General features: G+C 69.4%; 6 protein-coding genes. 5 read left to right on the forward strand and 1 reads right to left on the reverse strand.

Annotated elements, in window-relative coordinates:
• Positions 1-445 precede the first annotated feature (445 nt).
• Together ACYVO2_RS19690 and ACYVO2_RS19695 are read left to right on the forward strand one after the other, a co-directional pair.
• The gene (locus ACYVO2_RS19690) at positions 446-3283 is read left to right on the forward strand and encodes a carbohydrate-binding protein (protein ID WP_461009198.1); all 2838 of its coding nucleotides are present in this window, start codon (positions 446-448) and stop codon (positions 3281-3283) included.
• A gap of 29 nt (positions 3284-3312) precedes the next feature.
• The gene (locus ACYVO2_RS19695; RefSeq protein ID WP_461009199.1) at positions 3313-5019 is read left to right on the forward strand and encodes a ThuA domain-containing protein; all 1707 of its coding nucleotides are present in this window, start codon (positions 3313-3315) and stop codon (positions 5017-5019) included.
• 243 nt (positions 5020-5262) lie between these two features.
• Here ACYVO2_RS19695 and ACYVO2_RS19700 read toward each other — a convergent pair whose 3' ends face one another.
• Complete coding sequence (locus ACYVO2_RS19700) at positions 5263-8814, reverse strand: ThuA domain-containing protein (protein WP_461009200.1); 3552 nt, start codon at positions 8812-8814, stop codon at positions 5263-5265.
• Between the two features lie 660 nt (positions 8815-9474).
• Here ACYVO2_RS19700 and ACYVO2_RS19705 point away from each other — a divergent pair.
• Genes ACYVO2_RS19705 through ACYVO2_RS19715 form a run of 3 tightly spaced genes read left to right on the forward strand, consistent with a single transcriptional unit; the run spans position 9475 to position 12927 of the window.
• Entirely contained in the window at positions 9475-10986 is a 1512-nt protein-coding gene (locus tag ACYVO2_RS19705; RefSeq protein ID WP_461009201.1) for a sugar ABC transporter ATP-binding protein, read from the forward strand.
• Entirely contained in the window at positions 10983-11954 is a 972-nt protein-coding gene (locus ACYVO2_RS19710; RefSeq protein ID WP_461009202.1) for an ABC transporter permease, read from the forward strand. Before ACYVO2_RS19705 ends, ACYVO2_RS19710 begins: the two co-directional genes overlap by 4 nt.
• A gap of 1 nt (position 11955) precedes the next feature.
• Positions 11956-12927: an ABC transporter permease gene (locus tag ACYVO2_RS19715; RefSeq protein WP_461009203.1), complete on the forward strand. Its 972-nt coding sequence runs from the start codon at positions 11956-11958 to the stop codon at positions 12925-12927.

Genomic DNA, 12927 nt, shown 5'->3' on the forward strand with positions numbered 1-12927 from the left:
CCTCGGCTGCGGTGCGCAGGGTGTGTCCGCAGTCAGCGAAGGTGTGGCCGGGCTCGGCCGGGTTGTCGCGCGGGTGGCGGTGATCACGCACCCGTCTGCGTCCCGCCGATCCGGGTGGGAGATGGCGCCGAGCCCTGACAGGGCTCGGGCCCTTCACAACTTGTTCCACAACAGACCAAAAGCCTGGCCGGTCCGGAGCGAAGTATGGACATAGTGGACCGAAGGCCTCTAGCCTTGTCGGCGTACCGTCACGGTCGTCGATGTGACCCGACAGCGCGGCAACCATCGACTTCTCCCGTTTCCGAGCCGTTGCCCCCGCTCGGCGTAGTGGCCTGCTGAAGCACATTCCTGCGGGCCGAGGCGGCGACATCCCGCTACGGCATCGGCGCGGCAGCGCGCGCCCCAAGCCTGGCAGCCACCTGTTCAGGAAGGGGACTGCATTGTCATGTTCATGAATATCAAGGCTCCCGCGCGTTGGCAGGCCATCGGTTCGGCTCTGCTCCTGGTCGCCGCCGCTCTCATCGCGGCCTTGCCCAGCGCGACCCCGGCCTCGGCGCACCCGATCAACCCCGCCGACTTCCAGCAGGTCCAACTGGCCCGCGGGGTCGCGGAGGTCGGTGAACCGATGTCGCTGGCCGTACTCGCCGACCGGTCGGTGCTGCATACCGCTCGCAACGGGACCGTGCGCCGCACGGACGCGGGCGGCACCACCAGGGTGATCGGCAGCATCCCCGTGTACGCGCACGACGAGGACGGGTTGCAGGGCATCGGCGTCGACCCGGGTTTCGCCACCAACCGGCACATCTACCTCTACTACGCCCCGCCGCTGTCCACACCGGGAGGCGACGCACCCACCACCGGCGGCAACTGGTCGGCGTGGCAGGGGGTCAACCGGCTTTCCCGGTACACGCTCAACGCCGACTTCACGCTCAACCAGTCCAGCAGAGTGGACATCCTCGACGTGCCGGCCGACCGAGGTATCTGCTGCCACGCCGGCGGAGACATCGACTTCGACGCGGCAGGCAACCTGTACCTGTCCACAGGCGACGACACCAACCCGTTCGAGTCCGCCGGATATTCCCCACTCGACGAGCGGACCAACCGCAACCCGGCGTTCGACGCGCAGCGCACCGCCGCCAACACCAACGACCTGCGCGGCAAGATCTTGCGGATCAAGGTGAACGAGAACGGGTCGTACTCGATCCCGGCAGGCAACATGTTCCCGCCCGGCACGGCCAGGACCCGGCCGGAGATCTACGCGATGGGCCTGCGCAACCCGTTCCGGATGAGCGTGGACAAGGCCACCGGCATCGTCTACGTCGGCGACTACGGCCCCGATGCCGGCGCCACCTCGGCGCGCGGGCCGCAGGGCCAGGTCGAGTTCAATCGCGTCACGGGCCCTGGCTTCTACGGCTGGCCGTACTGCACCGGTACGAACACGACCTCCGAGACGTACGCCGAGTGGGACTTCGCCACCAACGGGGCAGGCGCGAAGTACAACTGCTCGGGCGGGCCGACGAACAACTCGTTCCGCAATACCGGCTTGAGCACGCTGCCCCCCGCCAAGGCCGCCTGGATCCGTTACGGAGGCGACGCCGGCAGCCCGCCCGCGTTCGGCGGCGGCTCGGAGTCACCGATGGCGGGCCCGGTGTACCGGTACGACCCCGACGTCAGCTCGCCCACGAAGTTCCCGCAGTCGTTCGACGGGCAGTTCTTCGCCACGGAGTTCGGCCGCGGCTGGATCAAGCCGATCCACCTCAACGCCGACGGCTCCCCGGGGTCCATCGACAGCTTCCCCTGGACCGGCAAGCAGGTGATCGACTCGGCGTTCGGCCCGGACGGCTCCTACTACGTCCTGGACTACGGCGCCGGGCTGTACCAGGGCGACCAGTACTCCGCCCTTTACCGCTTCGACCACGTCGGCAGCGGCAACCGGGCGCCCACGGCGATGGCCGGCGCCAACCGGACCTCCGGCGCGGCGCCGTTGACCGTGGCGTTCTCCTCGGCCGGCTCATCCGACCCCGAGGGTGGGGCACTGACATATGCGTGGAGCTTCGGTGACGGCACCAGCTCCACCGCCGCCAACCCGACCAAGACGTACGACACGAACGGCAACTACACGGCCACGCTGACCGTGCGCGACCCGCAGGGTGCCACCGGCACCGCCGACGTGCGGATCACGGTCGGCAACACCGCGCCGACGGTGACCATCAACAGCCCCGCCGCAGGGGAGATCTTCGCCTTCGGTGACACCGTGCCGTACAGCATCACCGTGACGGATCCGGAGGACGGCACGGTCGACTGCGCCAAGGTCAAGCTGACGTACATCGTCGGCCATGACAGCCACGGCCACCCGATCACCTCGAAGACCGGGTGCTCCGGCACGATCACCATCCCCGTCGACGGCGAGCACGACGACGCGGCGAACATCTTCGGTGTCTTCGACGCCGAGTACACCGACAGCGCCGGGCTCACCACGCACACGCAGCACATCCTTCAGCCGAAGCACCGGCAGGCCGAGCACTACAAGACATCGTCCGGCATCGCCACCTACGACAAGTCGACCGCCGAGGGCGGCAAGTCCGTCGGCGACATCGAGAACGGCGACTGGATCGCCTTCGAGCCGTACAAGCTGAGCAACGCCACGTCGTTCAGCGCCCGGGTGTCGTCAGCCGGCGCGGGTGGCACGTTGCAGGTCCGGGCCGGCTCGCCGACCGGCACCGTCCTCGGCTCCGCCACCGTCCCGGTCACCGGCTCGTGGACGAACTTCACCACCGTGAGCGGCTCGGTCTCCGGTGCACCGGCCGGCACCACCACGCTCTACCTGACCTTCACCGGCGGCTCCGGATTCCTCTTCGACGTCGACGCGTTCACCTTCAATCCCGGCGGAGGCCCGACACCCGGCACGGGTCCGGTCGTAGGACTCGCGGGCAAGTGCCTGGATGTCCGTGACGGCAACTCGGCGGACGGGACGGCGGTGCAGATCTCGTCGTGCACGGGCTCGGCGAGGCAGCAGTGGACGGTGACGCCGGGGTCGACGGTCAAGGCGCTGGGCAAGTGCCTGGACGTCAGCGGTAACAGCACGGCCGACGGGGCGAAAGTCCAGTTGTGGTCCTGCAACGGCGGCGCCAACCAGAACTGGCAGGCGAACCCGGACGGGTCGCTGCGCGGCCCGCAGTCGGGCAAGTGCCTGGACGTGTCGGGCGCCAACTCGACGGACGGCACCCTCGTACATCTGTGGACCTGCAACGGCGGAGCCAACCAGAAATGGACCCTGCCCTGATTTCTGTCACCGACAAGAGAGCGACGGACATGCGCAGACAACCCCGAACCCTGCTTGGTGGGGCGATCGCGACACTCTCCGCCCTGGCCCTCCTCGGGCAGCCCAGCCCCGTCCATGCCGCGGACACCCCCTACGACGTCCTCGTGTTCTCCAAGACGGCCGGTTTCCGACACGACTCGATCCCGGCGGGGATCCAGGCCATCCGCGACCTCGGCGCGGCGAACAGTTTCACGGTGACGGCCACGGAGGACGGCAACCACTTCACCACGAGCAACCTGAGCCGTTACGAGGCGGTGGTCTTCCTCAACACCACCGGCGATGTCCTGAACGACGCCCAGCAGGCGGCGTTCCAGTCGTACATCGGATCGGGCGGCGGCTTCGTCGGCGTCCACTCGGCCGCGGACACGGAGTACAACTGGCCGTTCTACGGCGATCTGGTCGGCGCCTACTTCGCCTCGCACCCCGCGATCCAGCAGGCAAACGTCAAGGTGGAGGGGCGCGCGCACGCGGCGACCGCCCACCTGCCGCAGACATGGACCCGCACCGACGAGTGGTACAACTTCCGGACCAACCCCCGTACCACCGCGCGCGTGCTCACCACGCTGGACGAGTCGTCGTACTCGGGCGGCTCGATGGGCGCCGACCACCCGCACACCTGGTGCAAGAGCCACTCGGGAGGCCGGTCCTTCTACACCGGCGGCGGGCACAGCCAGGCGTCGTACGCGGAGCCGGCGTTCCGGGCGCACCTGCTCGGCGGCATCCGGTACGCGGCAGGCCGGACCAAGGCCGACTGCCGGCCCGAGACCGGCTATGCGACCCTCTACAACGGCTCGACCACCGGCTGGTCGCAGGCCGGCCCGGGCGGCTTCACCAACTCGGACGCCACCCTCGCCTCGCACGGCGGCATGGGCATGCTCTGGTACAGCGCCCGGCAGTTCACCAACTACTCGCTGAAGCTGGACTGGAAGATGCCCGGCGACGACAACTCCGGCGTGATCGTGGGCTTCCCACCGTCGAGCGACCCGCAGTCGGCACTGAACAACGGCTACGAGGTCCAGATCGATGCCACCGACGCGCCTGACCGCACGACTGGCTCGATCTACGCCGTCAAGGCCCCGGACACGGCTGCCCGGGACGCGGCGCTCAACCCACCGGGCGAGTGGAACGCCTTCGAGTTGCTGGTGGAGGGCGAGCGGCTCCAGGTCTGGCTCAATGGCGTGAAGATCAATGACTTCACCAACACCGACCCCGCCCGCTCGCTCGCCGGCCACGTCGGCATCCAGAATCACGGCACGGGGGACGACGTGTCGTTCCGCAACGTCCGGCTCAAGGAGCTGGGCGGCGGCCCGACACCCGGTACGGGTCCGGTCGTGGGGCTCGCGGGCAAGTGCCTGGAGGTCCGCAACGGCGGCTCGGCGGACGGGACGGCGGTGCAGATCTCCTCGTGCACGGGCTCGGCGGGGCAGCAGTGGACGGTGACGCCCGGGTCGACGGTCAAGGCGCTGGGCAAGTGCCTGGACGTCAGCGGCAACAGCACGGCGGACGGGGCGAAAGTCCAGTTGTGGTCCTGCAACGGTGGCGCCAACCAGAACTGGCAGGCCGCCCCGGACGGGTCGCTGCGCAACCCGCAGTCGGGCAAGTGCCTGGACGTGTCCGGCGCCACCTCCGCGGACGGCACCCTCGTACACCTGTGGACCTGCCACGGCGGAGCCAACCAGAAATGGACCCTGCCCTGAGCTGACGCGGCATGCCGGAAGGGCCACCTGCCACTGCGCGGTGGCCCTTCCGAGTTCCATGAACGAACACCGGGTCGACCGACGGCCAGGTCGGCGCGCGGCTTTCTCTGTTCGGCAGGCAGAAGGACGGCTCCGCCGCTCAACGACGCCTCCACCGCGGTGGCGCCGACGGCGACAAGCACCAGTGGTTCGTAGGGTGGGATGCCCGGCGCGCGACCGCGCCGGGCATCCCGTCCGGACGGGCTAGACGGCGGTGAACCGCCACTGTTGGTTGGTGCCGCCGTGGCAGCTCCATTGCAGGAGTCGTGCGCCGTCGGCCGTGGAGCCGCCGTTGACGTCGACGCACAGTCCGCTGGGGAGGCTTTGCACCGTGTACACGCCGACCGTGGTGGTCGGTGTGACGAGGAACTTCTGCGGGCTGCTGTTGTCGCAGGTGGACTGCTGTAGGAACGCGCCCTGGGCGGTGGACCCGCCCGTGACGGCGAGGCACTTGTCGCTGTGCACCGCCTTCAGGTGGACGGCGCCGCCACCGGCGTCGACGGCCTGCCACTTCTGGTTGCTGCCGCCGGTGGCCGGCCACTGGACGATCTGGGCGCCGTCAGCGGTCGAGGCTTCGTTGACGTCCATGAATTTGCCGCTGTGCTGCGCCGCGACCGTCCAGGTGCGACCGGCCACGCCACCGCCGCCGCTGCCCGGTTCGCCGACCCCGTTGCCGCCGAAGGTGAGTGAGTCGAGGTCGAACCAGTTGTTCGAGGTGCCCTTGAACACCAGGTAGAGCCGGTGCGAGCCGGCGAGATCGGCGGTGTTCACCGCCGGCGTGGACTGGTAGTTGTTCCAGCCTCCGGTGCTGGGCACCGGTGTCGTGGCCAGGAGTGTGCCGGTCGGGGAGTCGGCGCGCAGTTCGATCGATCCGCCGCCGCTCGGCGACGACAGGCGGTAGCTCACGCTCGTGATGCCCGACAGGCTCATCGGGTTGAACGCGATCCAGTCGTTGTCGGAGATGTTGCCGACCCGCTTGCCGCTCTCCGCGCCGGCCTGCTCGACGACCTGCACACCCGACTGGTCCGTATAGAACTCGGCCTGCTTGTGCTTGGGCTGGAGGATCGTGTGGGCGTAGCCGGTGAGCGGGGCCGCACCGCCGGGGCCGCCGTCGTCGGTGTAGCGGGCGTTGAGGACGTAGTACAGGTTGGCGCCGTCAGGGTGCCCGCCGAGCAGCTTGGTTTCGATGGTGCCCGAGCACCCCGGGTAGTCCGTGGTCTCATGCTGGTGGTCGTCGTGGCCGAGGGCGGGATTGACGAGGACCTTGGTGCAGTCGATGGGCCCGCCGCCGGGGTCCGAGACGGACACTTTGTACGAGACGCGGTCGCCGAAGTTCAGCATGCCGCCGTTGGGCGGGATCGTGATGGTGACGATCGGTGCGGTGTTGCCCACGGTGATCGGCACGTTGGCGAAGGCCGTCTTCCCGGTGTTGTCGGTGACCTTGAGCTGGGCGGTGTAGTTGCCGTTGGCGGTGTAGGTGTGTGACGGGTTGGCCGCCGTGGACGTGGTGCCGTCGCCGAACGCCCAGTGGTAGCTGAGCGTGCTGCCGGGATCCGGGTCCGTGGACCCCGCGCTGCTGAACTGCACGTTCAGTGGCGCGTCCCCGTTGGTGGGCGTTCCGGTGGCTTTGGCGATCGGCGACCGTCCGCCGTGGTTGTAGTCGATGCGGTAGAGCCCTGAGTCGTTGTTGCCACCGCCGAAGTTGGTGCCCCACTCGAGCAGGTACAGCGAGCCGTCGGGCCCGAACTCCATGTCCATCGGCTTGAGGAACTTGGCGGCGGGCATGAAGGGGTTGGTTCGGGTGACGGCGGTCGCGGAGTCGAAGTGGACCTCCTTGACGGTGTGGCGCGACCACTCGTAGAAGAAGTGGACCCCGTCGTAGTAGGGCGGGAACTTCGTCCCGGACGGGTTCGCGGCGTTGTAGCGGTAGACCGGTCCGCCCATCGGCCCCGAGCCGCCGGATCCGAGTTCGGGGAAGTTCGGCGAGACGCCGTAGCCGTACCACATGTTCGGCGCGACGATCGGCTTGAGGCTGGTCAGGCCGGTGTTGTTCGGCGAGTTGTTGACCGGCGCGTTGCAGTTGAACTTGGGGCCGACGACGCGGGTGTCCGGGTTGTAGGGCGCGTAGGCCTGGTTGTCGCCGTGGCAGAACGGCCAGCCGTAGTTGCCCGGGGCCTTGATGACATTGAGCTCGACGAGCCCTTCGGGGCCGCGGTTCGTCGCGGGAGGGTTCCGGTCCGGGCCGTAGTCCGCGAGGTAGACCCACCCGTTGGCCGGGTCGATCGAGAAGCGGAACGGGTTGCGGAAGCCCATCGCGTAGATCTCCGGCCGGGTCTGCGCTGTGCCCTGCGGGTAGAGGTTGCCGGCCGGGACGGTGTAGCCGCCGCCCGCCGACGGCCGGATGCGCAGGAGCTTGCCCCTCAGGTCGTTGGTGTTGCCGGCGGTGCGGGCGGCGTCGAGGTTGGCCTTGCCCGGCCGCCAGTCCAGCGGGGCGTAGCCCTGCCAGTTGGAGTCGAGGTTCGGTGGGACGTCGTCCCCGGTGCCGATGTAGAGGTTCCCGTCGGGGCCGAACTCGATGTACCCGCCGGTGTGTCCGGGTTCGGCGAACGTGCGGTCCCGGGTCGCGGGGATGTCGATGATCGTCACCTGGCTCGACATGCTCAGGGTGTCGCCGGTGAGCGTGAACCGGGAGACCCGGTTGATGTCGGTCGGGACTCCGGCCGGGGAGTGATACAGGTACACGTAGCCGTTGCTGGCGAAGTCGGGGTCGAGTGCCAGTCCGGTGAGGCCGTCCTCGCCGCCGGTGTAGACGTTGAGCGTGCCGGCTGTCACGGTGCTGTTCGTGGTCGGTTTGAAGATCTTGAGCTGCCCGGCCCGCTGGACGTACAGCACCCGCCCGTCCGGGGCGACCGCGAGGGCCATGGGGTCCGCGGTGTTGTCGTCGAGGGTGCGCTTCTCGAAGTTGCTCCACACGGTGCCGCCGCAGTCGCCGGGCTCGTTGCCGGCCGCCCACTTGACGCCCCCGAGGACGTGGTTGCGGAAGTGGGTCTCGCTGTAGGCCGCGCTGGTGTGCCCCATGCCGGTGGCCCACACGCGGCCGCCGCCGGTGTTGCGGCACCAGGAGATGGGGTGGTCCGGCCCCATGGCGCGGGGGCCCGGGTTGTACGTGCGCTCGTCCGCGGTGACCAGGACATGGACGTCGCCGCGGGGGTTGCGGTCGAAGTTGTACCACTCCTCGCTGCGGTTCCAACGGTCCGGCAGGCCGGCCGTCGACGGGTGCTTCTTGTCCGCGACGATGGCGGTGCCGCCCAGCACGCCGGGAGAGTGCTCCGGCATGTGAGCGCCGCCGTTGATGGTCTGGTCCCACCACGGGTACTCGTTCTCGATGCCCATGTCCGTGGCGTTGTGGATCGCGACGATGCCCTTGCCGCTGGCGAGGTAGCCCTCCACCGCCTGACGTTGGGCCGCCGTGGTCCACACCATTCCCGAGGTCTGGAACATGATGAGCACGTCGAAGGTGGCGAGGTTGGCCGGGGTGAAAACGCTCGCGTCCTCGCTATGGACCAACTCGAAGTTGTTGGCCGCCGCCTGCTCCCGGAACATCGTGAGTCCGGCGGGGATCGAATCATGCCGGTAGCCGACCGTCTTCGTGAAGACCAGGGCTCGGAAGGTCGGCGCCGCTGACGCCGGTGGGGCGGTGACGAGCGACAGGAGCACGCTCGCGATCGCCCCGAAGATAAATATGATGCGACGCATGCCGTCTCCTATTTCGGCGGAGCAACGATGGCATGACCACGGGCACGCGCCGGCCGCACCTGCTGTGCGCCAGAGTGCGTGAGCGCGTCGTAGGCGCGCGTGTGCCGTCAGCTCGTCGTCCCGTCCGCCGTGACGGGCAGTCAAGTTCCTACGGAAGAGGGGGGCGTCACACCGGAAGCGACCGTCTCCCGTGGTCTGCGGGTCAGCATGCAGCCGCGTATCGCAACAGTCAATATGGATCGGGCGCAACCGAGTCCATAACACATTTTGCGCATCAATCGTCGTGGGTCGGTGCGCGACTGTCGTCGGGCCGAGCCCATAACACATTTTCGCGCATCAGTCGTAGTTGGTGGGTGCGCGACTGTGGACGGGCCGATTCGATAACAGATTTTGGCGTATCAATCGCGGTCGAATGATCGCCGTTCCGCATCGCGCAGTTCGGACGGCGAACGTCCTGCTGTGATGTCCGGTGGTATTGCCAGGCGCTCATCAAGACTCTTACCCTGGGGGCCGCGATGTCGCCATCGCGTCCGGCGAAGGTTCGCGGCTATTCGACGACAGCTCGCGGGCGGGAGCTGCCATTCCCTGCCGACCGTACCCAAATGATTCCGCAATCGGTGAATCGATCCTGCTGACGACGCGAATGCAGAGGTTCCCACGATGTCTGGCCTGCTGCCGTCGCCGCTGCTCGCGCTGCGAGGCATCGGCAAGTCGTTCCTCGGCGTGCGGGTGCTCGATGGCGTCGACCTCCAGGTCCGGCCGGGTGAGGTGCACGCGGTCGTCGGCGAGAACGGCGCCGGCAAGTCCACACTCATGAAGGTGGTGTCCGGCGTCCACCAACCCGACGAGGGAACGGTCGTGTTCGCCGGCGCACCGCGGACGTTCCGCAGCCCGCGTGAGGCCCGACAGGCCGGTATCGGCATCGTCTACCAAGAGCTGACCCTGCTGCCCGAGCGCACCGTCGCGGAGAACGTCTGGCTGGGCCGCGAGCCCCTGCGTCGCGGGCTCGTCGACCGTAGGGCGATGCTCAGCCACACCGCGCGGCTCCTCGACTCGATCGGAGAGGGTTCGTTGCCGCCCGACACGCGCGTGGGGCGACTCGGCGTGGCGCAACAACAGGTGGTCGAGATCGTCAAGGCGCTCGCCCTCGACGCGCGGCTGCTCATCATGGACGAGCCCACCGCGGCTCTCGCCGACCACGAAGTCGACCAGCTCTACGCGCTCGTACGGCGGCTACAGGCGCACGGGATAGGCGTGCTGTACGTCTCGCACCGCCTCAAGGAGGTCTTCGACCTGTGCAGCCGGATCACCGTGCTCAAGGACGGCCGGGCGGTGGCCTCCTTGGACACCGCGGACACCAGCCCCGATCAGCTCGTGCGTCACATGGTGGGCCGTGAGCTGTCGAGCTACTACCCCGCCCCGGCGAAGCCGCAGGAGCTGGGCCCGGTGCGGCTGACCGTCCGGGGCGGAGGCAACCGGAAGCTGCGCGGCATCGACCTGGGGCTGCGCGCCGGCGAGGTGCTCGGCGTCGGCGGCCTTCAGGGCTCCGGCCGGTCGGCGCTGGCCCGCGCACTGTTCGGCGCCGCACCGTTCAGCACCGGCCGGGTGACCGTCGACGGAGCGCCGGTCCGGCTGCGCTCGCCCCGCGCCGCGATGCGGGCCGGTATCGCCTACGTCTCCGAGGACCGCAAGGGCGAGGGGATCGTCGCCGAGCAGTCGGTCCTCGACAACGCGCTGTTGGCCGGCCGCGCCGTCCGCCCGGGCCGGCTCGGCCGCGGTGCCCGGACCACGCGGGTCCGGGAGCTGCTCGCGGCCGTTGAGCTGCACGCCGCAGGGGAGGACCAGGAGATCCGTTTCCTGTCCGGGGGCAACCAGCAGAAGGTCGTGCTGGCCAGGTGGCTCGCGCTCGCCCCGAGGATCCTGCTCTTCGACGAGCCGACCCGGGGCATCGACGTGGGCGCCAAGTCGGCGATCCACGATCTCGTCCGCCGGCTGGCCCGCGACGGCGCCGCCGTGCTGATGGTCTCGTCCGAGCTGCCCGAGCTGCTCGGCATGAGCGACCGGATCATCGTCATGCGCGACGGCCGGATCGCCGGCGAGCTACCCGCCGGCGCGACAGAGGAGGAGGTCGTCGCCCTGGCGGTCGGCACCGCGCGGGAGGCGGCCGGATGAGCGGCGCGCTGTCCCTGCCGGCCCGGCGGACCCCGCCCGGCGTGTTCGTCGCCCTGGTCCTCACCCTGGCGATCGGCTGGCTCATCGTCACTGTCGACGGCGGCCGGCTGTTCAGCGTGCCGACGACGGTGAGCCTGCTGCACGTCGCCGCCGGTCTGGGCCTCGTCGCGGTCGGCCAGACGCTGGTCATCGTCGGGGGCTCGCTGGACCTGTCCGTGGCGTACGTGGTCAGTCTGAGCACCCTCGTCGCCGCCGAGACCATGGCCGGTGACGACGGTGCGCTGCTGCCGGCGATCGGCCTGACGCTCGCCGTCAGCGCCACGATCGGCCTCGTCAACGGCCTGCTCGTCACCGCGGCGCGGATCAACCCCTTCATCGCGACCGTCGGCGTCGGACTGCTGCTGAAGGGATACCTCGACAACGGATACGACGGCCCGGCCGGCAAGACCGCACCCGCCCTGGTGCAGGGCCTGGGGTACCAGCGCATCGGCCCGGTGCCGCTGTCGTTCCTGCTGCTGCTGGCCGTCGCCGCCGCGGCCTGGTTCCTGCTGGCGCGCACCCGCTTCGGCCACCACCTGATCGCCGTGGGCGGTGACCCGGAGGTCGCCCGGCTCTCCGGCGTGCGGGGCAGCCGGGTCCTCGTCACCGCCCATGTGCTGTGCGCCCTCTGCGCCGGCCTCGCCGGTGTCTACCTCGCCAGTCGCCTCGGCGCCGGCGCACCGAGGGTAGGCACCGAGGGACTGTACGACCTGGAGTCGATCGCCGCGGTGGTGCTCGGCGGCACCGCCCTGGCCGGCGGGCGCGGCGGCGTCGTCGGCACGGTCGGCGGCGTGCTGCTGCTCGCGAGCATCGACGCCATCTTCAACCAGCTCGAGGTCGACGCGTTCTTCAAGCAGGTGATCCGTGGCGTGATCATCATCGCGGCGGTCGCCGTCTACGCCCGCCGGGCGATGCGAAAGGCGTCATAGCATGCAGATCGCACGCCCGCCGCGGCTCCTCACCTTCCGCTCCGGCAGTCTCGCACCGATCCTCGTGATCCTGGCCGTGTTGCTGATTCTGCTGACCGCCCGCCAACCGGACTTCCTCTCGCCGCCGTCGCTGATGTCGTTCCTCGGCCGCTCCGCGCCGGTCATCCTGCTCGCCGCCGGCCAGTACTTCGTGATCGTCTCCGGCGAGTTGGACCTGTCCGTCGGCTCTCTGGTCACCGCGCAAGTGGTCATCGCCGCCCGGCTGATCGACGGCGATCCGTCGGCCGGCTGGCCTGTCGCCGTGCTCCTGCTCGTGTTCGGCATCGCCGTGGGCCTCGTCAACGGCCTCGTCACCACGCTGCTGGGGGTGCCGTCGTTCATCACGACCCTCGGGATGTTCCTGATCCTCGTCGGTGCCGTGTACCTGTGGACCGACGGTGCCCCGAAGGGCGGCCTCTCCGAGGAGTTCCGCCGACTCGGTCGGTCGGCGTTCGAGGATGTGCCCGTGCTGGGCCGGATACCGTACGCCCTGGTCGTCCTGCTGGTGGCGGCCGCCGCGGCGCTGGTGCTGACGCGTTCGGACTTCGGCCACACCCTGGTCGCCGTCGGCGGCAACCCGCGGACCGCCGAGCTGAGCGGCGTGCGCGTGTGGCGCGCCAAGACCATGGCGTTCGTCCTCAGCGGAGTCGCCGCCACCCTCGCGGCGGTCCTCATCGGCGGGTACAGCGGAGTGTCGTTCCAGGCCGGTGCCGGCCTCGAGTTCGGCGCGATCACCGCGGCGGTCCTCGGCGGTGTCGCCCTGGGCGGGGGCCGCGGTTCGGTCGTCGGCGCGATGCTGGGCGCGCTGACCCTGGAGACGCTCTTCACGCTCATGAACTTCTACGGCGTCTCCGGCGCCCTCGAACCGACCGTCCAGGGCGCGATCATTCTGTTCACCGTGGCGGCGGCGTCCTTCCGTTTCCCGTCCAGATAA

The sequence above is a fragment of the Streptomyces capparidis genome, from assembly GCF_054782095.1.

Bases quoted from the DNA above. Each gene is read 5' to 3' on its own strand.
- ACYVO2_RS19695 (WP_461009199.1), top strand. From the start codon at position 3,313: ATGCGCAGACAACCCCGAACCCTGCTTGGTGGGGCGATCGCGACACTC.
- ACYVO2_RS19700 (WP_461009200.1), bottom strand. From the start codon at position 8,814: ATGCGTCGCATCATATTTATCTTCGGGGCGATCGCGAGCGTGCTCCTG.
- ACYVO2_RS19710 (WP_461009202.1), top strand. From the start codon at position 10,983: ATGAGCGGCGCGCTGTCCCTGCCGGCCCGGCGGACCCCGCCCGGCGTG.
- ACYVO2_RS19690 (WP_461009198.1), top strand. From the start codon at position 446: ATGTTCATGAATATCAAGGCTCCCGCGCGTTGGCAGGCCATCGGTTCG.
- ACYVO2_RS19705 (WP_461009201.1), top strand. From the start codon at position 9,475: ATGTCTGGCCTGCTGCCGTCGCCGCTGCTCGCGCTGCGAGGCATCGGC.
- ACYVO2_RS19715 (WP_461009203.1), top strand. From the start codon at position 11,956: ATGCAGATCGCACGCCCGCCGCGGCTCCTCACCTTCCGCTCCGGCAGT.